This window comes from Wolbachia endosymbiont (group B) of Eupithecia inturbata (assembly GCF_964030915.1).
Classification (GTDB): Bacteria; Pseudomonadota; Alphaproteobacteria; order Rickettsiales; family Anaplasmataceae; genus Wolbachia.
Window position 1 is genome coordinate 688,110 of sequence record NZ_OZ034987.1, and the last position, 24,793, is coordinate 712,902.

The window sequence follows — 24,793 nt, forward strand, 5'->3', positions numbered from 1 at the left end:
CCTTATTTACTACGACCAGAAACACCAAGAGTTCATAAGTGGATTACTTATTACCACTAAGCGTAAAGACGCTTTTTTTCTTATAAGAAGAAACACCACTTACACTAGGAGTTCCAAGCTCAGACTGCGGACTATCATCAACTGGCAAAGTTGTTTTCTTACTACCATGAGCTTTAGATCGTGATCGCAAATTACTGCAAGGACCATCACCTACAGGACCAGGTGGTAAAATTGTTTTCTCTAACTCAGAGAATAATTCTTCTGCAAACAGACCGTAATCTACATTTACTCTTTTACCTTCCCTACCGCATAATCTAAGGTCTCTTATTATTAGTTTTTTAAAGAGCTCAAACTTTTCAGGAAAGCAATCTTTGGCAAATGACATCATATCTAATATTTCTTTTTTCTCTATTTCTTTTTCTTCATCAGTCTTATAAATGTCTTCTCGTCTCCAATTGACTATTAACTCTGCAAATACACCACTTGTAGGAACTGTATAATTAGAAGTATTAACAGCAGCTTTTCTGTATTGATACAAGCTACCACATTCCCAAAATTCCATAATAAGAGATCTAGCTTGAACATTTGATTCAGGATTTTTCAACATCACATCTGAAAGAGAGGAAAGAAAAAGCTCATAGTCTCGCTGTGAGAATATTTTGTCCGAACAGTCTCCTCTTGCTGAAACTTCTTTATAACACCAGCACTGTACCAAATCATGAACCGTATCAAAAAAACATGACTCTATTAATTCAGCAAAAAGGGAATATACTCCTTTATCTTTCTGTGATAATTTCTGTAAAAGAGTATCTTTATCGACTATCTTATTTACACAAAAATCTAAAATAGGGGCGTCTTTCTCAACAGATTGAACGCGAGAAAGAGCAAGAATAGCTTCTGTGAGCTTCTTTTCCTTATCTTCTTCTTTTAAATGATTATAAAAATACTCTACCCCTTCACTCCACTTAAGTTTTACAGCACTGTCAAAACCTTCTACTGCATCATACTTCTTTAATTCCCCAGATTCTCTATCGATCCAGAAATCAAATACAGGACCTTTCCTCTTTATGCTATCTAGTAACGAGTTTCGTACGTATTTGCCAAATTCAGTTTCAGTTTTACCATCAAATGCACCAGGAGGAAACTTGTTCCTATAAGATTCAAATCTTTTTTGAAAGAGAGGATGAATTTTATCCACTACACAGTAACTACAAGCCATCTCATATTTGCGAAGTGGATTATCTATTCCACCTATTTTTTCTTCAGTAAACCTTTGACCTAAAGCAGCATTATCCAACCTTACACCTGACCAGCAACCTTCATCTTGAAATACATTGTGCAAAAACTTCAACTTATCACCCTTAAAGTATTTTATGTGCTCCATAAAGTTATCTTGAAGGACTCCCACCCATCTCTTGATAGCTGACTTCCTCCCGGCAACAACTGCTGGATCTGGATGTTTAATAGCTTCCTGTAATTTTTTGGACATCGTAGCCCGAAGCTCTTTCTGTGTTGGCATTATCCCCCCTATTAAGTATTAACAGTGTCATGTAAAAAAGGCATTATACAGAAATTAGAATGGATTGCAATATTAAAATTACCAGAATAGAGGGTTTAATAAAAAAACGTTATGGCTAAAACTTCTTTTCTTGAATTTTCTCAATATAATCAACAGAAAGACCAGTAGTTTGAGTTATAATGTCAATAGAAACTCCTGCTTTAAGTAGATTCTTTGCAACCTCAATTTTCTCTGCTTTTCTGCCTTTTTCATGGCCGATTTGGATGCCTTCTTGTCTACCTTCTTGTCTACCTTTTTGAGTGGCATCATCGAGTTTTTGAGCGAGGACAGCCTGTTCATCACGAATACGCTTTATCTCTTGTTCATAGGCTATAAATTCTTTTTCTGACCAGTTGAACCTATTTAATTCTTCATACGCTCTTTTAATTATTAGATCACTTCCTATTATTCTCTCTAGCTCTTCTTCACTAGTTTCATCTGCATATCTAAAGAAGTAGACCCATTTTTCAACTATACTTGAAAGCTGATCTTCTTTTGTTTTTGGAAATTTAGGCAACTCAATAAATATAAAGTAAAAATCTTTTAGATCACGTTCATTAGTATCTTCATCGCGAATAGTATGCTTTGATTTGTACTCAGACTTATCAGGAAATAAAATACAATCTGCTATAGCAATAAAGATAATTTCCTTAAGGTCCTGGTATTGATCACCTTTATCGGCTTGTCTTGAATAGGCTTTAGCAGCATAGTATTGGGCACGTTTCTCGAAGCCTTTGGTTTTAGCGACCTGCATTTCAATAATCCATTGCACCCCCGTGGAATCTCTACATAATACATCAACAATGCTTTGCTTTTTAGAGGCAATATCAGGGTCTTGAATAGTACTTAAAAACTCTATATCCTTTATTTCATTTTTGCCAGTAAAACCCAGAATATCATTGAGAAAGTGAATGAGGATGTCTTTATTCTTTTCAGTGCCAAAGATACGGCGAAATGCGACATCATTCTTGGGATCCAGAAACTTCGAGAGAGCCATAGCAAGAGTACCTAAAAAGCATTAATAATTATACACAATTCTGAAGAAATATTCAACTAAAATGCAAACATAGAAGTTTTTGTATATCTTTGTTTGGTAGTATTAACATGTATAATATTTATGGCAAACATCTCAATAAGGTATCAGATAGCACAAAAAGTAAGGAACTGGAGGTTAAAGCGAGGATATACTCAAAAAGATTTAGCGAAGAAAGTCAGTGTAACGTATCAAGTAGTACTACAATATGAAAAAGGAACACGTAAAATTTCGATTGAAAAGTTGTATGCTATAGCAGAGATATTGTCGATTGGTATTGTAGACCTAATTCCTGTATCAAATGAAAAAATCTGTCTTGAAGATGAGGGAGAAGAAATACTAAATCTAGTAAGAGAATATAAAAAGATTAATGATCAGGAATTACGTAGAATGTTTTGTTTACTAACCAAATTTGTTCAAGTTAGTGAGAAAAATAGTAAAAAAACGGAGAGAATAAAAATTGCAAAAGGTCTTATTAAAGCAGGAGTTTCTGTTGATACTGTTTCAAAAACAATTGGTCTGTCTGCTGATGAATGTGTTGAAGAAAAAACGGGTTCTATCTACTACCAAATAGGAAAAAAGATAAAGGAGTGGAGGGCAGTACGGGAGTATACTCAAAAGGATTTGGCTGAGAAAATGGATACAACACGTGATGAAATAAGCAACTATGAGCAAGGACGTGTGGCCATTCCACTGGAAAAATTATATGCAATAGCAGAAACATTATCAATTAGCATTACAGATCTGCTCATAGAGGAAGATGAGATAGTAGAAAGTGAGCTACCTGATTTAATAAAAGAATACAAAAAAATTGAGAGTCAAGAATTACGCTATGCGCTAATAAAATCTCTGTTTGAAAGCATACAAATTTGTGAGGAGAAAATTAGAGAAGAAGAAAGAATCAAAATTGCAAAAGATTTAGTAAAAGAAGGAATTTCTGTTGATATTATTTTGCAAGCGGTAGGCATCTCTTTGAACGAAATTCAACAAATTTAAAATAAAAAATCATTATATATTAATATTTTTACTTCTTAATGAAAAAATAAGTAAAAAAGATTGAAAAATTGATTTGACTTCACTCGAAAGCTATGGCTCTATGCCAATGCTGATAAAAAAACAGCAGTAAATATTTAAAAAAAGTTTGTTGTTAGTGAAGGGTAAATTATATGAATAAAAGTAAAGAAGAAATCGAATTCAGAATATTAGAAAGCAAAGGCAAAGCACTACTTGATCGTGAAATAATGGAAACGTTTTTAAGTGCAGTACATGAAAGACCACAAGCTCAAGAAATTGCTAAAAATCTGGTGAACACTTATACGGGAGTAGGAAGGATTTTAGGCCGAGAAATGGATGACCTGAAAGTTATAGAAGGAGTAACTGATTCTGCAGTAGCAATGATTATGTGTGTTAAGGAAACACTAGAAAGGGTACTGAAAGAAAAGCTTAAGAGTGAGCCAATAATGGACTTACAAGGGCTAGTAGAGTACTTAAACGTAAGTATAGGTCATGCAGAGAGGGAATGTGTAAAAATACTGTACTTGAATAAAAGGCGTCAACTAATTGGAGAAGAATCCTATATTGGTGAAATGGAAAAAGCACCAGTATACATAAAGGAAATTATAAGAAAAGCATTAATAAAGAATGCAACATTAGTAATAATGTCACACAACCATCCTGGGGGACGCTTAGAACCATCAGAAGAAGATCAAGAAGTAACGAAGAGCTTAGCAGCAGCATGTAGTACTGTAAGCGTTAGGTTATTTGATCACATTATCATCACAAGTGGTGGCTATTTTAGCTTTAGAGAAAACGGATTGTTATAGCAGAAAGTATTTGCAAATCTACTCACTATAATTTATAATAAGTAATACAGTGTATAATAACTATACACTTAGAAAGTATATTTAATAGCGGAGGCTAATATGAATAATAAAATAATTGTACCTTTTAGTGATAAAGAGGGGGGTGTTTACGAGTTAAACGTTGATCTTGATAGATTATCAAAAGGTGAGATGTTAAATGCTATTGTAGGAATTGGTCGTACTAAGGAGCAATCCACCTTTGTAAGCAAAATTAATAATGCTAAAAAGCTTGGAGATAAAGAAGTAGTACCTTTCCCTTGTAGAGAAGTTCGCGAAAACCAAATCAACTATGGGAAAGGATTTGACTATATTTATGGCACAAAACCTTTGAGTAATCAAGCAGATTATCCAGAAGGGTTAAATCCATTTGCTTCAGCTTTGCAAAAAATAAAGCCAAGTATAAGCGAAAGCGAAAAGTTGAGCTGGTTTAAAAGTGAAGTGGTAGAGGCAAAAAACGTAAATGAATTGCACAAAACTATAGACCAAGTACTAGCCTCTGGAGCAAGAATAAATGCATATAACGATGGGGAATGGAGCATTGCAGAGTATGTAGTATTGGGTACACATTTTCATAAATTTGATAAGACTGATCGAAAAAAGATAATGCGTAAATTAATGCTAAGTGGTGCAGATTTTCATGATACTTTATTGCAGAATAAACTAATAGGTGAAATCTATAATGAGCTACAGCCAGAAGTTTGACCTTACCCAGAAAAAGTAGACAGAAAGTTAAGACGTTTTTGCTATGAGAATGATGAATCAAAAAGCTCAGGAATGCAATAGTTAATAGTAGAATGTCTACGCTGTTTATTATAAAAAATTTCTATATATTCAAATATTGCGGTTTTAGCTTGTTGTGCAGAGTGTTGTGAAGTATCAATGAGTAACTCTCTCTTAAGTGAACTAAAAAAGCTCTCTGAAACAGCATTATCATAACAACAACCTTTGTGACTCATACTAGAAGTAATATTTTTTGTACTTAGTAAAAATTGATAATTTTTAGAGGTGTATTGCGATCCTTGATCGCTATGAAATAGTAGGGGAATGTTCAAAAAAGTGTGTCAAAGCGAATTTTTAGTTCAACTCAATTTTTAACCTATCAGGAAAAAAGATATCAAGTTGAGATATAGTTAGAGCCCAATTAGGCAAAGCCATAGCCCATTTTTGCTCTATCTTTTTTATAGCACAATATACCAATTTGTACAAGGCATTTGTACTGGTAAATGAACCTTTGGTTTTAGTAAATTTTCTGATTTGTCTGTGCAACCCCTCAATTGGATTGGTGGTATAAATTAGCCTTCTAACAGGGCCAGAATACTTAAAATAACTAGACAAATTTTCCCAATTGTTTTGCCACGATTTTATGACTAAAGGATATTTTTCACCCCATTTTTCCTCCAGTTCAAGTAAATAATTTTCGGCGATTTCTCTACTTGTAGCACGGTATATTTTTTTCAAATCATTCATAAAAACTTTTATATCTTTGCTGGATACGTATTTTAGTGAATTTCTTATTTGGTGCACAATGCATAACTGTACCTCAGCATTGGGAAATACGCTATTTATAGCTGTAGGGAAGCTTTTCAGACCGTCAACACAAGCTATCAAAATGTCTTCTACTCCTCTCTCTTTTAAGTCATTTAATACGCCTAGCCAGAAGTTAGCTCCCTCACTTTCTGCTAAGTAAAAACCCAGTACTTCTTTTCTGCCATTTTGGTCTATTCCTAATATATTGTACATGCATTTACTTATGCAATGTCCATTCTCTTTGACCTTAAAAAACATCCCATCCATAAATACTATCGGGTATACTGATTGTAGGGGACGACTCCTCCATTCATTGATTATAGGCAGTAATTTATCTGTAATTCCAGATATCTCTGCTGCAGATATTTTATGGTCATAGATTTCTTCCACATAGGATGCTATATCCCTGTATCCCACACCGCTTGCAAACATGTTCAAGACCTTTGTTTCAAGTTCTGGATGTAAGCTTGTTTGCCTTTTTTTCACTATCTGTGGTTCGAAACTTCCCTCTCTATCTCTTGGTGTCAATAGTTCAAATACTCGTCTTCAAAGTTTTGCCATTCTTTCCGTTTCTTCGATTCTTTTCTTCTCTTTCATTGGATAAATGATGCTCTATTTCACCTTCTAGACTTGCTTCCAGCAGCCTTTTTACAAATGGTGTTAATGCTCCATCTCTCCCCATCAATGGTTTACCTTCCCTTATTGATGACAGTATATTTGCTTCCAGCTCTTTGTAATCTACCAGGCCAGTCGTTCCATTTTCTATTTTGTAACTCATATATCAAACCTCTATTTTTTGTTTCTATTTTATTTTTATTTCTCGGTTTGACACACTTTTTTGAACATTCCCTGAAAAATCATCTTCTTCTAGATAAGAACTCCCTAAAAAAATAAATGTAACAAATAAAATGCCCATCTCAAATGTTGCTATATTTCACGATATTTCCTTAACTTGACGCGTATGGTTTATTTAACACTCCCATTTATCTTATTTTTTATTGGCAGACAGCTTGCTTAAACCCATAAAATCTCTTCATCTGCTTACTCCACAGCATCGGTATTTCTCTCAAGTCAACCAACTTCAAATCTCTTGGCTGCCTTCCATTTACTATATCTTCTTTAATTTTTGGTGCTAAATAATTTAATCTTAAAATTTGGTGTATACGTCTTGTACCTATATTAATTTTGGCACTCAGCTCTTTCACACTTCTGTATTTTCCTTCTTCTAGTTGCCGTTTCTACAGATGGGCTCTTACCACTGCTTTGAGTAACGCATTATTTGTTTTTCCTTCTGGCTCGATTACTGTGCATTTGTTTCCTTTCTTCTTCATTGGTATAAATTTTTCCTCTGATTCAGAACTCACCTCTATTCCATCCTCTCTCACCAATACTGTTCTTATTAACTTTTTCACTACTTCTTTCTGTTTTCCAAAACTTAAATTTTTCCACTCTTCTGCTTTTTCTCTCCATTTTTCATATAGCTGCTCCGCTTTCTTCATTATTTCTTTTTCCACTTCTCCTGCTACTATTGTTCGGTTTATTGATTCACAATTCTTTCCCCTTAAGTGATTGTTGCATACGTAATATCGGTACCTTTTATTCTCTTTTTTTGAGTACGTCAAAGGGTTCTGTCGCATTTGTAGGGAAGTAGAAAGAAGAATGATATAATTGTCTAAAAAAAAAGCAAAGATGTTTCGTATCAATCAAAAATTGTTGCCATATTTCAAAGGATTTAGCTTTTCAGCGGATGTTATCTGTATACATGAAATGTCGATTCTCTTTGAGCTATCGAGATTTGGAAGAAATGATGAGTATAAGGGGAGCAAAATGCTACGTTACAAAGGTGGGTTATCACCACTGATAGATGAGGCAGTAAGGAAAAGAAAGAAGCAGGTTGGTAGTAGTTGGAGAGACTTACATTAAATTAAACGGTAAATGGGTTTATTTATATATTGTAGACTTCCTCTTGTGTGTTAGTAGAGACAAGTCTGCAGCACTTGCATTCTTTCGTAAAGCCTTCAGGAGTAACTATCTTCCTGAGAAAATTGTAATTGATAAAAGCGGCAGTAATACTGCTGCTCTTGATGATTTGAATGCAGAAATTTCTGAAGATTACAGTTCTTCAAATAAAATATCTAAATAATATTGTTGATAGATTTATCAAAAAACTAATAAAGCCAATGCTTGGGTTTAAAAGCTTCCATTCCGCAAAGATTACCATCACAGGCATAGAAAATATTCGTATGATTCAAAAAAGACAAATTATTAAAATAATGTTTCTACTTTTGAGAATTTTGCTATGTTAATGGCTTCATAACTCCTATAATCCCACCTTTAATGATCTTCTTTCCTATGGTTTATAGATGCAACAGAACCTTTTTTAGTGCTGTGCATATTTGGCAGTAGACGTTTACTTATTACTAAATTTATTATAGTATAATTTAAAATCCTCATGGTATCGAACCATTTCACTAAGTACAATGATAAAAAAACTAGCCTTTCTATGTCTAATATTCGTTTTGATGAGTAGTTGTAGTTTTAGCAATAGGTGTAATCACACTGCAGGTCATTATAAAATTGGCAATAGCTATACAATAAATGGTATCACCTACCACCCAAAATACTGTAGCTGTTACGAAGAAGTAGGAATAGCATCGTGGTATGGAATAGAAGATCATGGCACAATTACAGCCAACGGTGAAGTGTTTAATCGTCACTTGATTTCTGCAGCACATAAGACCTTGCCCCTACCCTGCTTTGTTCGTGTTACTAATTTAGAAAATGGAAGAAAGCTTGTTATAAGAGTTAATGATAGAGGGCCATTTGTTGAAGGTAGAATAATAGACTTGTCAGAAAAAGCAGCACAATTTTTAGGACTTCATAAGTCTGGGCTTGCGAAGGTAAAAGTCGAGTACTTAAGAAAGAGGTCAGAACAATTGATACAAAATACTCCTCATTACAAAAGGCAATATGAAAAAGAAATGCAGAAACGTCACCCAAAACAAAACAATGCAGAAAGTAAGGGATATGTAGCATTTTTTGTAAACGCTCAAGTAGCTAAATCAGCTGCATCAAAGCTTCGTAATCAAGGAATAGAAAATGTTAGATTGCTTTTCAAGAATGATCAATATTGCGTAAAAGTAAGTTAAAACCTGCATTACAGATTGTGTAGCATGCCAGAAACTATTTGACAAATGAGAATGTTCCAAAAGCATGTGCGTCAAGTTGAGAAACTATCGTGAAATATAGCAATATTTAAGATTGGTATTTTATTTGTTACATTTCAGGTAGTGACAGCTACCTCAGCTAGAGCTGTAAAAAATAATCTACCACTCAAGAAATTTCATTAAAATTTCTCGGGAGTGTTAAATAAACTGTGTCAAACCGAGAAGTAAAGTAATAAATTGATAAAAAAATGGAGGTTTGACAATGAGTCAAGCAAACACAACTACCGGTTTGGTAGACTATAAAGAATTAGAAACAAATATCTTATCATCTATACGAGAAGGAAGACCATTGACAGGAAGAGATGGAGCATTAACACCATTTATAAAAAAACTGCTAGAGGGAAGGCGAGATAGAAAACCATTTGTCGGCTGAAAGCGAAGAAAACAACCGAAGAAATTCAAAGACTTTACGGACAAGTATTTGAACTATTGACACCAAGAGATAGAGAGGGAAGTTTCGAACCACAGATAGTGAAAAAAAGGCAAACAAGCTTACATCCAGAACTTGAAACAAAGGTCTTGAACATGTTTGCAAGCGGTGTGGGATACAGGGATATAGCATCCTATGTGGAAGAAATCTATGACCATAAAATATCTGCAGCAGAGATATCTGGAATTACAGATAAATTACTGCCTATAATCAATGAATGGAGGAGTCGTCCCCTACAATCAGTATACCCGATAGTATTTATGGATGGGATGTTTTTTAAGGTCAAAGAGAATGGACATTGCATAAGTAAATGCATGTACAATATATTAGGAATAGACCAAAATGGCAGAAAAGAAGTACTGGGTTTTTACTTAGCAGAAAGTGAGGGAGCTAACTTCTGGCTAGGCGTATTAAATGACTTAAAAGAGAGAGGAGTAGAAGACATTTTGATAGCTTGTGTTGACGGTCTGAAAAGCTTCCCTACAGCTATAAATAGCGTATTTCCCAATGCTGAGGTACAGTTATGCATTGTGCACCAAATAAGAAATTCACTAAAATACGTATCCAGCAAAGATATAAAAGTTTTTATGAATGATTTGAAAAAAATATACCGTGCTACAAGTAGAGAAATCGCCGAAAATTATTTACTTGAACTGGAGGAAAAATGGGGTGAAAAATATCCTTTAGTCATAAAATCGTGGCAAAACAATTGGGAAAATTTGTCTAGTTATTTTAAGTATTCTGGCCCTGTTAGAAGGCTAATTTATACCACCAATCCAATTGAGGGGTTGCACAGACAAATCAGAAAATTTACTAAAACCAAAGGTTCATTTACCAGTACAAATGCCTTGTACAAATTGGTATATTGTGCTATAAAAAAGATAGAGCAAAAATGGGCTATGGCTTTGCCTAATTGGGCTCTAACTATATCTCAACTTGATATCTTTTTTCCTGATAGGTTAAAAATTGAGTTGAACTAAAAATTCGCTTTGACACACTTTTTTGAACATTCCCAGTGAATATGTTGATAAGTAAATTTCCGCTTTTTTGTACGTATAAAATTAATTTACTTATCAACATATTCACTAACCAGTTACAAAATTTGTGTAAGATACTATTTTACATAATTGGAGCGTTTTTTGATTTTAAAGCACTAAACTTTCAGCCAAACTCCTAGCTCTGTAGTTTTTGATATGATCTGGATCAAAAGCCTTCTTTGACCTTAAAACACCAAAAACAATATGGAGTAACTTACGCATTGCAGCTCCCACAATGGCCATGTTATGCTTGCCTTTCTCTTTTAACCTTTTGCAAAAAGTCATAATAGTAGGATTATGATTCTTAGCTACTATGGCAGGAAAGTACATTGCCTTACATAATGTTCGTGAACCGGATTTACTTAATCTGGGCTTGGCATGTACAGACGTACCTGACGTTATATTTCGTGGTATAGCTCCAGCATATGCTGCCAATTGCCTGGCATCCTTGAAAGCTTTTATGTTAGGAACTTCAGCCAAAATAGCTACTGCTGATTCTTCTCCTATTCCTGGAATGGTCAATAGAAGTTGAAAATTTTCCAACAATTCTTTGTGTTTATTTAATAGTTCACGTAAGGAGTTTTTTATTCTTTCTATTTTTTGTTTTATGTTCATTGCAAGGTCTTCCCAAGCATTTGCAACTTCTTTAGGCAGTCTCTCTTTTTTTTCTAAGTGGTTATTTACTAATGTCAATTCATCTTTTAACGCAGCCGAGCAACGATAAAGATGCTTTAATTTCTTTAACTCAGGAGAAGGTGGTGCCCAACGAATAGGTTCCTGTCTTTGGCAATAATCGGCAATTATCTCTGCATCAGTCTGATCATTCTTTTGTCGTATAAGCTTACTTGTATCTTCAAGGAGTAGGGCATTGTAGCTAAAATGTCTTGCAGGGAAGGTGAAGCCGATAGATTACTTATGCCAAAAAGGCTGACAAAAAGATTTTGCTCCCTTCCCATATAGAGTTAAAAGACAGAACAGTATCTTTGGAATTATATCCCGTATTACAAGGTTGGTCTAAACTCTCAATTCGTTATAGTCCTAGAGGAAATTTTATGCAAGTCAATGCTATTTTAGGTGTAGACATTTCTAAAAAGAAACTTGATGCTTGTTTATTGATAGACAACAAAGAACGACATAAAGTTTTTCACAATAACAAGGAAGGTTTTGAAAAGCTTGTAGCTTGGTGTAATAATCACGGAGCAGTCCTTATTCATCTCTGCCTAGAAGCGACTGGTTGTTATAGTGAAAATATAGTTAATTTTATGTATGACCTTGGACATAATGTAAGTGTGGTAAACCCTGCTCAAATCAAAGCTTTTGGCAAAAGTGAGCTACTCAGAAACAAAACAGATAAGTCAGATGCTGCCATGATTGCTAGGTTTTGTATTGCTAATAAACCTAATCTTTGGAAACCTGCGCCTACTGAAGTCAAGCGTTTAAGAGATCTCTATCGTTGTTTGCAAGCACTTAAAGACGACAAGTTACAACAGATGAATCGCTTGGAAAATAAAAATATGGATTCCCGTTGTAAGCAAGCCATACTTGAAGTAGTTGCTACAATAGAAACAGAAATTTCTGCTATAGAAAAAGAGATTTGTGAGCATGTTAATAACCATTCACACCTAAAAAATATGATAGAAAACATCAAGACTGTAAAAGGTATAGGACATCTTACTGCTGTTGCTATCGTTGCAGAAATGCCATCTGTTGATAATTTTGATAATGCTAGACAATTTACAGCCTTTGCCGGTCTAAATCCTGAATATTACCAATCAGGTTCATCTGTCAGTAAAAAAAGTAGAATATGTAAAATAGGGTCGGAACGTATTCGCAAAACTCTTTATATGCCAGCTATAGTAGTCAAGAATCATAATTCTCACTTTCAAAAGTTTTGCCAACGTTTAGCAAGCAAAGGAAAATGTCCAATGGTAATAATTGTCGCATTAATGAGAAAATTAATGCATGTGGTTTTTGGTATTTTAAAAAATAATCAACCATTTAATGGTGATTTAGTGAAATAATCAGTTGACATGAGAGACAGTATCTTTTAGCTCCAGCCCTGGTCCTTTTAAATAATGATTTGTTCTATGCGAAGTTATGATATAATTTTACCTTACATATAGTAAAGGTGTTTTATAGATAATTATGATTAGCTCTATACAAGAACCTAATGAACTCAGAAAACGTTTACAAGGATTTTATCGTACTGATGAAAAAAGCTGTGTACGTTATCTTGTAGAAAAAGTAGAACTTTCGGTTGATTCGAAAAACAGAATTTACAATATTGCAAAACAAGTTATTGAAAAAATCAAACACAATAAATTAAGTATTGTAGATTCCTTTATGCAGCAATATTCGCTTTCCAATGATGAAGGAATAGCATTGATGTGCCTTGCTGAATCGCTACTTAGAATACCAGATGATTACACAATAGACGAATTGATCAAAGATAAAATTACCAACCAAGAATGGAATAAACACTTGGGGCGTTCCTCTTCATTGTTTGTTAATGCTTCCACATGGAGCTTGATGATAGGTAGCAGTATATTGAGAGATAATGAAGGCGATTCGAAGTTCTATTACGCAATTTCTAAGTTACTTAAGAATTTAGGAGAACCGATCATTCGCAAAGCAGTAAAACAAGCAATGTCTATGCTTGGTAATCATTTTGTTGTTGGAGAAACCATAGAAGAAGCTTTAAGATATGCAAAACTAGATGACAATAGTAAGTTTTTATACTCTTTTGATATGCTTGGCGAAGCTGCTCACACAGCTGAAGATGCAGAAGAGTGTTTTGATTCATACATGCACTCAATAAAAGCTATAGGTGCAACTACTGAAGTGAATGATTGTTTTAAATCCCATGGAATTTCAATAAAACTTTCTGCTTTGCACCCACGTTATGAATTTGGTCAATTTGACCGAATTGCTGGTGAGATATTTACTAGGGTTTTAGAGCTCTGTCGTGAAGCAAAAAAATACAACATTTCACTATGCATAGATGCAGAAGAATCAGAAAGACTTGAGATGTCATTAGTTTTATTCGAGCAACTGCGTCTTGATGAGTCACTTTCTCAGTGGGGAGGGCTTGGCTTGGCTGTACAAGCATATCAAAAACGTGCTTTATCTGTGCTTGATTTTGTTGAGGATGTTGCTATCCGATCAAAGCATAAAATTATGGTGAGGCTTGTGAAAGGTGCATATTGGGACTCAGAAATCAATTGTGCACAAGAGCTAGGGTTAAGTGGTTATTCAATATTTACAAGAAAAAGCTATACTGATGTATGCTACCTTGCGTGTGCACAGAAGCTTTTAAGCAAAGTAAATCACTTTTACCCATGCTTTGGAACTCATAATGCCTATACTTTTGCTACTATAATAGAGCTTGCTGACAAAGATCATCCTGGATTTGAGTTTCAGCGTTTACACGGAATGGGTGAGGATTTATATGATTATGCAATGTCAGAACTTGCAACAAGCATCAGCTGTCGTATATATGCACCAGTTGGTAAACGTAGTGATTTATTACCATATCTTGTTAAGCGTCTTCTTGAAAATGGAGCTAATAGTTCGTTCGTCAATCAAATAAATGATCCTAACGTTAAAATTGAAGAATTAGTCTCGGATCCATTAGAAAAAGCTAAAAGTTTAGAATATGAACCTCATCAAAACATTCCATTGCCACAAGATATTTTTGGAGAGGAAAGAAAAAACTCCTTGGGGATGGATATTAGTGATTCAATTACAGTTTCGCAATTTGCAAATGATATAAAAAAATTTAGTGAAAAGAAATGGCAAGTTGGGGCAATAATTGATGGAAAGGCACTACTTGATAGTGCTGAATTTATCGAAGTAGTAAATCCTGCACATTTGGAAAATGTAATTGGAGAAGTGTCAAGTACAACAAGCGCTCAGGCTTTAAATGCTCTTGAAATAGCACATAGTGCTTTTACTAAGTGGCAGAATATTTCAGCAGAAGAGCGCGCTAAATGCCTTGAAAAAGCTGCAGATTTGCTTGAGGAAAGGATGAAAGAGTTGGTTTACATTCTCATCTTGGAAGCAGGAAAAATTTTATCCGATGCAATAGCAGAAGTAAGAGAGGCAATCGACTTTTTGCGCTATTATGCAATGATAGCAAAAAACGAACTGAATGACTGGAAAAAATTGCCAGGTCCAACAGGTGAAGATAACTTCATCTTTTTTGAGGGCAGAGGAGTTTTCTTATGCATATCACCGTGGAATTTTCCACTTGCTATCTTCATTGGGCAGGTTTCAGCTGCACTTGTAGCAGGTAATGCAGTGCTGGCAAAACCGGCAGAGCAAACGCCGATTATTGCCTATGAAGCCGTTAAGATACTACACGAAGCTGGAATACCAAAAAATGTATTACATCTTGTTCCAGGAGATGGTCGATATTTAGGTAAAATATTAGTGCCAGATAATAGAATTTCCGGTGTAGCTTTTACCGGCTCAACACAGACCGCTCAAATAATTAATAGAATGCTTGCCAGCAGAGATGGTCCTATTGTGCCACTTATCGCTGAAACTGGTGGATTAAATGCTATGATTGTTGATAGTTCTGCTCTTTTAGAGCAGGTAACTAAGGATGTTTTAATTTCTGCATTTCGCAGTGGCGGTCAACGTTGTTCTGCTCTCAGAGTGCTATTTATTCAAGAAGATATAGCAGAAAAACAGATAAAAATGATATGCAATGCAGCTCAAGAACTAAAGATAGGTGACCCAATACAACTGAGCACAGATATTGGTCCAATAATTGACAAAGCATCTATTGATATGCTCACTAAACATACGGAAAAAATATCAAGGGATGAAGATTCAAACCTTTTGTCCAAGGTACCCATGGATACAAATTCTTATAATGGTTATTTCTTTCCTCCGTACATTTATGAGATACAAAAAATTTCGCAATTAAAGCAAGAAGTGTTTGGGCCTATTTTACATATCATACGTTTTAATAAGTCGCAGTTAAATGAAGTTATAAGTGATATAAACAATACAGGATATGGACTTACGTTTTCTTTGCAAAGCCGTGTACAAAGTAAGATCGATTTAATAAGCAAGAAAATATCAGTTGGAAATGTATACATCAATCGCAATCAAATAGGTGCAGCAGTTGGAATGCAACCATTTGGCGGTAGAGGACTGTCAGGTACCGGACCAAAAGCTGGTGGTCCTAATTATCTGCAACGTTTTTCTATAGAAAAGGTTGTAAGTGTCAACACTACAGCATGTGGCGGTAACATTACACTTGCGTGTTTGGATTGATTTGCAATTTCTAAGTTGGAAGTCCGTGCAGTTGTGTATGCAGTACTAAAACCTAAAACTCATACACTGAAAGGATAGTTGTGATTCTAAGGAGGATTCAAAGAAAGTCTTGTCTTTAATAAAAGAAAAAGGTTGCTATAATTCTGATAAAAGCACTATAAACAAAATGAATGTAAAAAATATCTTATTAGCGTTTTTAGTACAATTTATATTCGATTTGTCATTATTTGCGGCTGATCCTATTTTGCTTAATTGTATTGAAACTCCAGGGATTTATGATCTTGAAACAAGGCCAAAAAGCTTTAACTCTTCAAATAATTTAAGAAGAAAACCTGGCTCTCCAAATAATGCAGCAGGAGAATTAATAAATGTAGTGGGTAGAGTTACTGATGTAAATTGCTTACCGATACAAAATGCTGTGGTTTCTATATGGCACGCAGACTCACTTGGCATGAGCTATTATGATGAAAATGTGGAGCTTGATCCAAATTTTGCTGGATCAGGAAGATTTGTAGTAAATAACCTTGGCTATTATAATTTTATTACAATAGTACCAGGTAAAATTGGTGATAGGGCTCCACACATCAACTTTTTGGTCCAACATCCAGATTTTCCAGAATTCACAACACAAATGTTTTTTGCTGATCATAATTGCGATAACTGTGATGATCTTCTTCTTGGTAATCTTATTGAGAGTGGACTTGCAAGCCTTCTGATAGCACCATTTACTTATAACAATCAGGCCATGAAGACCTACACATTTAATATAACCCTAGGTGGGCATAACAAATTTTCTGATAAAAGATAAAGCCCTTGCATATCAGGGGAGTTCATAGTAGTCTTAAGCGCTATTGTACTTAAAATGTATATGAAAAATATCTTACTAATGTTTTTACTATGTTTTATGTGCAGCTTACAATTATTTGCAACGGAGATGTCAACGATGAAGATAACAATTTCTAAAGCTTTACCCGATTTTGAGACGCTAGTGGTAGGTTTGTTTGAGGGTGATAAGCTCATAACTAATGTTCTACAAGATAAGCAAGCTATAGATAACATCAAGAAATTTAGTGGTTTTAATGGAGGTTTTGGTGAATTTTTCTCCGTTACTTCATCAGAGGGAAAAAATATTATAGTTGCTGGTCTTGGAATGAGAGATGAATGGGATGAAAGCAAAGGATTAAATATTGGTGGTAAAATATATTGTGAGCTAAGCAGATTAAGAATCAAGCGAGCAGCTATTTCAATCGAGGGCAGTACAGCAAATGTTGCATATGGAGCATTTCTGCGCAGTTTCAAGTTTAATAAGTATAAAACTAAAAAGGATGAAAAAATTACAGAAGTAGAGGAAATTACATTATTAGTAAAAGATGAACAGTTAAGTAGCATTGAAAAATCATTTGAGCGTTTAAAACACGAAGGTGAAGGTATCTTTCTTGCACGTGCTTTTACTACTGAGCCACCTAATATTTTATATCCAGAGTCTTACGCTAATCGTATAAAAGCTGAACTTACTAAACTTGGTCTTGAGGTTGAAGTGCTTGATAAAAAGCAAATGGAAGAGAAAAAAATGGGAGCCCTGCTTGGAGTAGCACAAGGAAGTAGTAAAGAGCCAAAGTTAGTGGTGATAAAATGGAATGGGGCTTCTCAAGAACAAAAACCAATAGCTTTTATAGGCAAGGGTATAACGTTTGACACTGGTGGAGTGTCACTTAAACCCTCACGCGGTATGGAGTCAATGAAATATGACATGGCAGGTTCTGCTACTGTAGTTGGAGTGATGCATACTCTAGCTGGGCGAAAAGCAAAAGTAAATGCAATTGGTGTGGTTGCACTTGCAGAAAATGCAGTGGATGGTAATGCTCAAAGACCGAGCGATGTAGTCACTTCAATGTCTGGACAAACAATAGAAATATTAAATACCGATGCAGAGGGAAGACTAATACTTGCGGATGCTTTATGGTATACACAAGATAGATTTGCACCGAAATTTATGATCGACCTTGCAACTTTAACTGGTGCTATAGTGGTTGCACTGGGAAATAATGAATATGCTGGTCTTTTTTCAAATAACGATGAATTAGCGAATCATCTGATTGATGCAGGAAATGAAGTAAATGAGAAATTATGGCGTTTTCCTATGAATGAAACTTATAACAAAATTATTGATTCGCCGATTGCTGATGTGCAAAATATAGCTCCTGCAGGTTCTGGTGGAGATAGTATAATGGCTGCACAGTTTCTACAGCGTTTTGTAAACGACGCTTGTTGGGCACATTTAGACATTGCAGGCACTGCTTGGCACGAAAAAGGCACTGATATTTCTCCAAGAGGGGCAGTAGGTTTCGGTGTAAGGTTGCTAAATAAGTTGGTTGAGAAGTACTATGAGATTAATAATTAAGGATCTTTGTATTGAGTTTATAGCTTAATTTACGGCTACATGAATGTCTATTTATAAGACGTAGAAAATGATATCATCAAAGTAACTTACATTTTCTTTTTTGGGGATTCTAAAGTTACACACTTGAGCAGCATCAAGAGAAAGTATTTTGTTCAAATGATGATTGTAATGATGGACTATTAAAACTTTAAAGCTATTTGGTATTGACGGTATATACTTAAGTGTTAGAATAAAATAGGAAGTTTTTAGGAGTTTATATGGCAGCAGGCGGAAAAGCGAAAACAGCTAGTAAAAATAACCCTACTCAGCGTAAGAAAGCAGAACAAAAAATGTATAAGGATAAACCGGTAAAGCCGGTTAGATATATAGACCGTGATTCACGTATGAACTATATGTCTGCTCAATACGATAACGGCAATCTAGTTGAAGATGAGGTAAGCGGCAATCCTATAAAGTGGGAAGCTGTATAGTAGTTGTGGTTAAAGTTACTATTAATTCTAAGGAATGTGAAGTAGAGCATGGGCTCACTATAATTCAAGCTTGTGAAGTTGTGGGCGTTGAAGTTCCGCGGTTTTGTTATCATGAGCGTTTAGCAATTGCTGGTAACTGCAGAATGTGTTTGGTTGAAGTTGAGGGTGGCCCTCCAAAACCAGTAGCTTCTTGTGCAATGCCAGTTGCAGAGGGTATGGTTATTCACACGGATACTCCCAGGGTAAAAAAGGCGCGTGAAGGTGTGCTTGAGTTTTTGCTAATAAACCACCCGCTTGATTGCCCAATTTGTGATCAAGGTGGTGAATGCGATTTGCAAGATATCACGATGGCTTATGGTAAAGGAATCAGCAGACTTGATGAATATAAGAGGGCTGTGCCAAAAAAACATTTTGGTCCGCTGATTGAAACTGCAATGAACAGGTGTATTCATTGCACTCGGTGTGTTAGATTTTTGTCTGATGTTGCAGGTACAAATGAACTTGGAGGAATTGGAAGGGGAGAAAATATAGAGATTAGTACTTACATAAAAAGGCATATTAGCTCTGAATTATCTGGGAATATTATAGATCTTTGCCCGGTGGGAGCTTTAACTTCAAAGCCCTATTCTTTTACAGCACGTCCATGGGAGCTATCACATTGTGAAACTATAGATGTGCTAGATGCTGTGGGAAGTAATATTAGAGTTGATTGTCGTGGTCCTGAAGTTATGCGAATATTGCCAAGACTCAATGAAGAAGTGAACGAAGAATGGATATCAGACAAAACTCGTTTTGCTTACGATGGACTCAAAGTACAACGCCTCGATCGACCTTATATAAAAAAAGAGTGCAAATTAATTCCAGTTGATTGGAATGAAGCATTGGCTTTTGCTGCAAAGAAACTAAAGAGTACGAAATCAAACAAAATAGCTGCAATTGCAGGTGATTTAGCAGATTGTGAGTCTATGCTTCTACTCAAAGAAGTGATGCAGAAGCTTGGTTCGGGGAATATAGACTGCAGGCAAGATGGTGCAAATCTTATATCAAGTAATCGTGGATCTTATGTGTTCAATACCACTATTCAGGGTATAGAAAGTGCAGATTTATGCTTGCTAATCAATACGAATCCAAGGATAGAAGCACCAATAATTAACGCAAGATTGAGAAAGAGATATTTACAAGGTAATTTCACTATTGCAAATATTGGTCCTAATCTTGAATATCTATATAATGTTGAAAGATTAGGTGATGGTCCAAACGTTCTAAAAGAAATAGAAGAGGGAAATCACAAATTCTGCGAGTTACTGAGTGCGGCTCAGAACCCTATGCTAATTATCGGTCAAGATGCATTAATAAGAGATGATTCTGAATCAGTTTTAGCTCTAGCTGGCAAAATTGCAGAAAAATTTAACATGATCAGAGATGACTGGAATGGCTTTAACGTACTGCATAAGGCTGCAGCAAGGGTTGGTGGACTCGATATTGGATTTGTTCCTAGCAAAGGTGGAAAAGACATTAATCAGATGCTAAAACAGGCAGAAAGTGGCGAGGTGGAAGTTGTTTATCTTCTTGGTGCAGATGAAATTGATACATCAAAATTAGAAAATACATTTGTAATTTATCAAGGCCACCATGGTGATAGGGGAGCGCATATAGCAGATGTCATTCTACCTGGAGCTGCATACACAGAAAAATATGCAACTTATGTAAATACTGAAGGGCGAGTACAGAGAACAAATTTAGCTGTTTTTCCTCCTGGTGAAGCAAAGGAAGATTGGTTGATTATTAAAAATTTATCCCAATATTTGAGCCTTTCCTTGTTATATGATAGTTTATTTGATGTGAGAAAAAAATTAGATACTATCGGTCCACAGTTTAGAAGTGTTGATCAAGTGGTAAAAAATACATGGGTACCAATCAGCAATGGTAAAATAAATTTAAGTAATACGCCTTTTACTTTAAAGGAGTGTAATTTTTATATGACAGATTCAATAGGTCGTGCTTCAAAAATAATGGCAGATTGTACTAAGGATTTTTATGAACACTCTACTTAATATTTTATTTATTCTAACACCATTATTACTAATAACTCTGGTATATTTTCAACGAAAATTAAACTCTATATTTTTGTGTAAAGAACAAAATACATTAGAAAAACAGTTCGTTTATAAGCTAGTTGATTTTATCAATGATATTATTGCACTATTTACGGAAGGATATGTATGGATGGCAATAACATTTATTATAGTTACCGAGGGAAGAGGGAATTATTTACCTCTCACAATGATCTTAATTATGATGTCACTAGTGTCATTCATATGCATATCATTTTACTATTCTATTAAGCTAAATGCTGTACAGAAAAGTGTTGTCCTATTGATTTCAATAGGGACATTGTCTTTTGTGTCTAGAGCATTTGCTGTATTTTTTATTGCCACAATTATGAACTATTTTTTTGATTTAGGGTTGCATGTACTTGATATTTGATATTCTTTTTCTTCTTATTCCACTTTTGCTTTCAGTAGCATATTTAGTGTACTTTGAGCGTAAAGTTATTGGTGCAATTCAACTAAGGCATGGTCCAAGTGTAGTAGGGCCATTTGGGCTACTACAGCCATTTGCAGATGCTATCAAATTGATAATTAAAGAGCCGATAATACCATTTAGAGCAAACACCATACTGTTTATTATGGCTCCAATGCTCACCTTTATTTTAGCATTCATTTCCTGGGCAGTTATACCATTTGGAGCTGAAATAATTACAGAAAATGGACAGCAGGTAATAATCCCTAAGGTAATATCAAATATTAATGTTGGAGTGCTTTATGTGCTAGCTATATCCTCTTTGGGAATATATGGCATTATTATTGCAGGCTGGTCTAGTAATTCTAATTATGCATTTCTTGGCGCTATAAGGTCAGCTGCTCAAATGATTTCATATGAAGTTTCAATAGGTCTAATAGTTGCTACAGTTGTTATTACAACTGGCACATTAAATCTTGGAGAGATGGTGGTAGCGAAACATAATATGCCATTTTGGATTGATTTATTACTAATGCCTATAGGAATAATATTTTTTATTTCTTTGCTTGCCGAAACTAATCGTCACCCATTTGACTTACCAGAAGCTGAAGCAGAGCTCGTCTCTGGGTATAACGTCGAGTATTCATCAATGCCTTTTGCTCTCTTTTTCTTGGGAGAATATGCAAATATGATTTTAGCAAGCGCTATGATGACAATATTCTTTCTAGGAGGGTGGTATCCTCCATTAGAGCTTAGTTTGCTGTATAAAATTCCTAGTTTAATCTGGTTTGTTTTGAAGATAGTTGTACTTTTGTTTATATTTGTTTGGATTAGAGCTACAATACCTCGTTATCGTTATGATCAATTAATGCGTCTTGGTTGGAAAGTATTTTTGCCAATATCGGTACTTTGGGTAATACTCATTTCAGGAGTGTTGCTTTTTACTGGGAATTTGCCTGGATCCAATGTTTAATTTCCCAAATACAAGGTTAAGGCGTAGGCGCTCAGGCAAGTGGATTCGCAATTTAACAAGTGAAAGCACTTTATCAGTAAATGATTTGATTTTTCCCTTATTTGTTCATGACGGAGAAGAAACAATTGAGCCAATTTCTGGCTTACCTGATATCAAATGTTATTCAATAGATGGATTAATTTCTATAATTCAGAAAGCTAAGGACTCGGGGATTAATGCTGTTGCAATTTTTCCTGTAGTTGATAGTAAACTAAAATCTGAAAACGCCGAGGAAGCGTACAATCCTGACAATTTAATCTGTAAAGCAATTTGTGCTGTAAAATCAAATGTACCGGATATTGGCATTATTGCAGACATTGCACTAGACCCATACACTACTCACGGTCATGATGGCATTTTAAAAAGCAGTAGGATAGATGTAGAAAATGACGAGACTGTGTCAGCATTATGTAAGCAAGCACTTGTTTTAGCAAAAGCAGGATGCGATATAGTTGCTCCTTCTGATATGATGGATGGCAGGATAGGAAAAATAAGAAAAACATTGGATGATAATAACTTTCAGAATGTGTCAATATTGTCCTATGCAGTAAAGTACTGTTCTAGCTTCTATGCGCCGTTCAGGCAAGTTGTCGGTTCGTGCGCATCATCAAATTTCATCGACAAAAGTGGTTATCAAATGGATTATAGAAATGCACGTGAAGCAATCTGCGAAATCGAAATGGATATAGATGAAGGTGCAGATTTTATTATGATAAAGCCGGGTATGCCATACTTAGATGTAATAAAAACAGCAAGTGAAAAGTTTAATTTTCCGATTTTTGCTTACCAAGTAAGCGGTGAATACGCAATGATAAAAGCTGCAGCAAATAATGGCTGGCTGGATTATAACAGAGTGATTTATGAGTCCTTAATTGGTTTTAAACGTGCAGGTGCAAGTGCAATATTTACCTATGCTGCACTTGATGTTGCAAAAAATTTGGTATCTACTTAGCAGTGTGGAACATCTAAGTAGGTAGCTGGCCGAAGTGACTTGACAAACCTTCCCACTTTCCTTATCATATCAATAAGAGTATTTATCCTTGTTTTTAATCTTTGCAGATTTAACAACAAAAATTCAGTAAAAAACTCAGGTATATATTGGCAGATTACATAAAATTATAGCGGCTGCATGTCTTTTTTATTTTTTCTACATTCAGCCAAATCGCGCTTAAAATAAGCGTTAGCACATTATTACAATGCCAATTTAAATTATAAAACTCACTACTGGGGGATTCTTTCGCCTTTTTTTTCGCCTGGTAAATTTTTTAATATTTTGAATTAGCTATACATACTGACATCATATCACAGTGCGTGACACTGTGATCCAGAAAAACTAACCGCAAATTGAATCATAATAAAGACTAGATTCCAGCGTCATGAGCTGGAATGACATCAACTTTTGAATTCCAGTTATGCAAGAGATCTAATGACGCAAAGGGGCTACTTGAATGACAGGAAAAGGAGCACTGGGATAGAGGCACTAATATGAAGAAAGAAGGGATAACGGTTATTGGTAAATTTAGATCGTTTTTAACTATTTGCCTTTTTTCTATGCAAGAAGTGTATTGATAAGTCCATTACAATTCAGTATTGTGAAAAATATAAGTCAAGTGTTAGTTAGGACATGGGGATTTTTTTTCAATTTTTGGGTAAGGTGCTAGGCAAGGTTTTTCCTGCCAAAATAGTAAGCTCTTTTTTAGGAGTAGGATATTTACCGGGTTGGCAGCATTATTGGTCTTCTTTTCTAATATTATTTATTACCGACATTATATTAATGCTTACATACGGAGGTGATTTTATACTATATAAAATGCCGAATTCAGGCATAGTTGTAGCTGCTATTTTTACCAAGCTAGCAATAGTTATGTTAGTGCTGCAATTAGTTGGCATATCTATTTTTCATACTCAAGATCCTTCAGCCAGCAGTGATGAGAATATAGTAATACAAATAGCATCAGGACAGGTGATGACTGTTGCGTTTTCGATGCCGGCAATAATGTCAATTTATTATATTGTAAGTAAATTCTATTTAAGTATATGCAAGGCAATACTTCAATGTCCATTTTGGTTTAATGATCTTATGCATTTGTTCTTTTTCTTTATAATACCTTATTTATTTTTTAATATTGTAGAAGTAATAAAACCATGGCCGATAAGTACGATACAGCTTAGTTATAACAATGCAATATCAATCACATTTGAAGGGATTTTTCATGTGTTTTATGCAGTGATTTTATTGTACTTGACTGCATTTATATTCTGCGATCTGACTATGCATGATGCGATTGTTTTAAACAAAAGCATATTTGAGTATGTAAAAGAAAGTTCAATAGCCTTGAGTGACTATTTTCATGGCACTATTAAAAAAATAAGTATAGAATAGTACTTATTTGCTTATGTATTCAGTTTAAAAGATATACAGTTTGC

15 protein-coding genes and 7 pseudogenes are annotated in these 24,793 nt (G+C 34.9%); 16 read left to right on the forward strand and 6 right to left on the reverse strand.

All coding sequences use genetic code 11. The features are described from left to right. Nucleotides 1-43: 43 nt before the first annotated feature. Both ACQH21_RS03380 and ACQH21_RS03385 read right to left on the reverse strand, forming a co-directional pair. Nucleotides 44-1,489 (reverse strand): cytoplasmic incompatibility factor CifA, encoded by a 1,446-nt coding sequence (locus ACQH21_RS03380; protein WP_319606848.1) that lies wholly within the window; start codon nucleotides 1,487-1,489, stop codon nucleotides 44-46. 145 nt (nucleotides 1,490-1,634) lie between these two features. After that, complete coding sequence (locus ACQH21_RS03385; protein ID WP_264337290.1) at nucleotides 1,635-2,555, reverse strand: Rpn family recombination-promoting nuclease/putative transposase; 921 nt, start codon at nucleotides 2,553-2,555, stop codon at nucleotides 1,635-1,637. Nucleotides 2,556-2,675: 120 nt separating this feature from the next. Between ACQH21_RS03385 and wmk the strand changes: the two genes are divergently transcribed. From wmk to ACQH21_RS03400, 3 genes and pseudogenes are all read left to right on the forward strand, one after another. Next, entirely contained in the window at nucleotides 2,676-3,587 is a 912-nt protein-coding gene (gene wmk / locus ACQH21_RS03390) for a WO male-killing family protein Wmk (protein WP_264330403.1), read from the forward strand. Nucleotides 3,588-3,757: 170 nt separating this feature from the next. Beyond that, nucleotides 3,758-4,414 (forward strand): JAB domain-containing protein, encoded by a 657-nt coding sequence (locus tag ACQH21_RS03395; protein WP_264330402.1) that lies wholly within the window; start codon nucleotides 3,758-3,760, stop codon nucleotides 4,412-4,414. 99 nt (nucleotides 4,415-4,513) lie between these two features. Beyond that, nucleotides 4,514-5,152 (forward strand): annotated as a pseudogene (locus tag ACQH21_RS03400) (hypothetical protein); the annotation flags it as partial. Between the two features lie 44 nt (nucleotides 5,153-5,196). Here the strand turns inward: ACQH21_RS03400 and ACQH21_RS03405 are convergent. The 3 pseudogenes from ACQH21_RS03405 to ACQH21_RS03415 form a co-directional block, all read right to left on the reverse strand. Then, nucleotides 5,197-5,493: pseudogene (locus tag ACQH21_RS03405) on the reverse strand (integrase core domain-containing protein); the annotation flags it as partial. A 34-nt stretch (nucleotides 5,494-5,527) separates the two neighbouring features. Then, nucleotides 5,528-6,758 (reverse strand): annotated as a pseudogene (locus tag ACQH21_RS03410) (IS256 family transposase). Between the two features lie 217 nt (nucleotides 6,759-6,975). Continuing rightward, nucleotides 6,976-7,602 (reverse strand): annotated as a pseudogene (locus ACQH21_RS03415) (zinc ribbon domain-containing protein); the annotation flags it as partial. A gap of 67 nt (nucleotides 7,603-7,669) precedes the next feature. Here ACQH21_RS03415 and ACQH21_RS03420 point away from each other — a divergent pair. The 3 genes and pseudogenes from ACQH21_RS03420 to ACQH21_RS03430 all read left to right on the forward strand — a co-directional run bounded on the left by ACQH21_RS03420 (nucleotide 7,670) and on the right by ACQH21_RS03430 (nucleotide 10,617). Next, nucleotides 7,670-8,297: pseudogene (locus tag ACQH21_RS03420) on the forward strand (IS6 family transposase). Nucleotides 8,298-8,460: 163 nt separating this feature from the next. Continuing rightward, a complete protein-coding gene (locus tag ACQH21_RS03425; protein WP_425384491.1) occupies nucleotides 8,461-9,129 on the forward strand; it encodes a septal ring lytic transglycosylase RlpA family protein in 669 nt (222 codons plus the stop codon). Between the two features lie 280 nt (nucleotides 9,130-9,409). Then, nucleotides 9,410-10,617: pseudogene (locus ACQH21_RS03430) on the forward strand (IS256 family transposase). A 165-nt stretch (nucleotides 10,618-10,782) separates the two neighbouring features. Here ACQH21_RS03430 and ACQH21_RS03435 read toward each other — a convergent pair. After that, a pseudogene (locus ACQH21_RS03435) lies at nucleotides 10,783-11,520 on the reverse strand (IS110 family transposase); the annotation flags it as partial. Nucleotides 11,521-11,726: 206 nt separating this feature from the next. Between ACQH21_RS03435 and ACQH21_RS03440 the strand changes: the two are divergent. The 10 genes from ACQH21_RS03440 (at nucleotide 11,727) to ACQH21_RS03485 (ending at nucleotide 24,749) form a co-directional block, all read left to right on the forward strand. After that, a complete protein-coding gene (locus ACQH21_RS03440; RefSeq protein ID WP_425384089.1) occupies nucleotides 11,727-12,695 on the forward strand; it encodes an IS110 family transposase in 969 nt (322 codons plus the stop codon). 124 nt (nucleotides 12,696-12,819) lie between these two features. Continuing rightward, complete coding sequence (putA, locus tag ACQH21_RS03445; RefSeq protein WP_425384492.1) at nucleotides 12,820-15,960, forward strand: bifunctional proline dehydrogenase/L-glutamate gamma-semialdehyde dehydrogenase PutA; 3,141 nt, start codon at nucleotides 12,820-12,822, stop codon at nucleotides 15,958-15,960. Between the two features lie 166 nt (nucleotides 15,961-16,126). After that, complete coding sequence (locus tag ACQH21_RS03450) at nucleotides 16,127-16,768, forward strand: protocatechuate 3,4-dioxygenase (RefSeq protein ID WP_064085711.1); 642 nt, start codon at nucleotides 16,127-16,129, stop codon at nucleotides 16,766-16,768. A 135-nt stretch (nucleotides 16,769-16,903) separates the two neighbouring features. Continuing rightward, entirely contained in the window at nucleotides 16,904-18,361 is a 1,458-nt protein-coding gene (locus ACQH21_RS03455; protein ID WP_425384493.1) for a leucyl aminopeptidase, read from the forward strand. 257 nt (nucleotides 18,362-18,618) lie between these two features. After that, nucleotides 18,619-18,831 (forward strand): hypothetical protein, encoded by a 213-nt coding sequence (locus tag ACQH21_RS03460; protein ID WP_006279675.1) that lies wholly within the window; start codon nucleotides 18,619-18,621, stop codon nucleotides 18,829-18,831. 5 nt (nucleotides 18,832-18,836) lie between these two features. Continuing rightward, nucleotides 18,837-20,885, forward strand: coding sequence for an NADH-quinone oxidoreductase subunit NuoG (nuoG, locus tag ACQH21_RS03465; RefSeq protein WP_425384494.1), 2,049 nt, complete (start codon nucleotides 18,837-18,839; stop codon nucleotides 20,883-20,885). A 73-nt stretch (nucleotides 20,886-20,958) separates the two neighbouring features. Then, the gene (locus tag ACQH21_RS03470; protein ID WP_246038627.1) at nucleotides 20,959-21,318 is read left to right on the forward strand and encodes a hypothetical protein; all 360 of its coding nucleotides are present in this window, start codon (nucleotides 20,959-20,961) and stop codon (nucleotides 21,316-21,318) included. Next, nucleotides 21,302-22,327 carry an NADH-quinone oxidoreductase subunit NuoH gene (nuoH, locus tag ACQH21_RS03475; RefSeq protein WP_425384495.1) on the forward strand — a complete coding sequence of 342 codons (1,026 nt, stop codon included), beginning with the start codon at nucleotides 21,302-21,304 and terminating at the stop codon, nucleotides 22,325-22,327. Before ACQH21_RS03470 ends, nuoH begins: the two co-directional genes overlap by 17 nt. Continuing rightward, nucleotides 22,320-23,318, forward strand: coding sequence for a porphobilinogen synthase (hemB, locus tag ACQH21_RS03480; RefSeq protein ID WP_010404406.1), 999 nt, complete (start codon nucleotides 22,320-22,322; stop codon nucleotides 23,316-23,318). Before nuoH ends, hemB begins: the two co-directional genes overlap by 8 nt. Nucleotides 23,319-23,990: 672 nt before the next feature. Further along, on the forward strand, nucleotides 23,991-24,749 hold the full coding sequence (locus tag ACQH21_RS03485) for a hypothetical protein (RefSeq protein ID WP_010404500.1): 759 nt from the start codon (nucleotides 23,991-23,993) through the stop codon (nucleotides 24,747-24,749). Nucleotides 24,750-24,793 lie beyond the last annotated feature (44 nt).

Bases quoted from the DNA above. Each gene is read 5' to 3' on its own strand.
- ACQH21_RS03380 (WP_319606848.1), bottom strand. From the start codon at position 1,489: ATGTCCAAAAAATTACAGGAAGCTATTAAACATCCAGATCCAGCAGTT.
- ACQH21_RS03385 (WP_264337290.1), bottom strand. From the start codon at position 2,555: ATGGCTCTCTCGAAGTTTCTGGATCCCAAGAATGATGTCGCATTTCGC.
- wmk (WP_264330403.1), top strand. From the start codon at position 2,676: ATGGCAAACATCTCAATAAGGTATCAGATAGCACAAAAAGTAAGGAAC.
- ACQH21_RS03395 (WP_264330402.1), top strand. From the start codon at position 3,758: ATGAATAAAAGTAAAGAAGAAATCGAATTCAGAATATTAGAAAGCAAA.
- ACQH21_RS03425 (WP_425384491.1), top strand. From the start codon at position 8,461: ATGATAAAAAAACTAGCCTTTCTATGTCTAATATTCGTTTTGATGAGT.
- ACQH21_RS03440 (WP_425384089.1), top strand. From the start codon at position 11,727: ATGCAAGTCAATGCTATTTTAGGTGTAGACATTTCTAAAAAGAAACTT.
- putA (WP_425384492.1), top strand. From the start codon at position 12,820: ATGATTAGCTCTATACAAGAACCTAATGAACTCAGAAAACGTTTACAA.
- ACQH21_RS03450 (WP_064085711.1), top strand. From the start codon at position 16,127: ATGAATGTAAAAAATATCTTATTAGCGTTTTTAGTACAATTTATATTC.
- ACQH21_RS03455 (WP_425384493.1), top strand. From the start codon at position 16,904: ATGAAGATAACAATTTCTAAAGCTTTACCCGATTTTGAGACGCTAGTG.
- ACQH21_RS03460 (WP_006279675.1), top strand. From the start codon at position 18,619: ATGGCAGCAGGCGGAAAAGCGAAAACAGCTAGTAAAAATAACCCTACT.
- nuoH (WP_425384495.1), top strand. From the start codon at position 21,302: ATGTACTTGATATTTGATATTCTTTTTCTTCTTATTCCACTTTTGCTT.
- hemB (WP_010404406.1), top strand. From the start codon at position 22,320: ATGTTTAATTTCCCAAATACAAGGTTAAGGCGTAGGCGCTCAGGCAAG.
- ACQH21_RS03485 (WP_010404500.1), top strand. From the start codon at position 23,991: ATGGGGATTTTTTTTCAATTTTTGGGTAAGGTGCTAGGCAAGGTTTTT.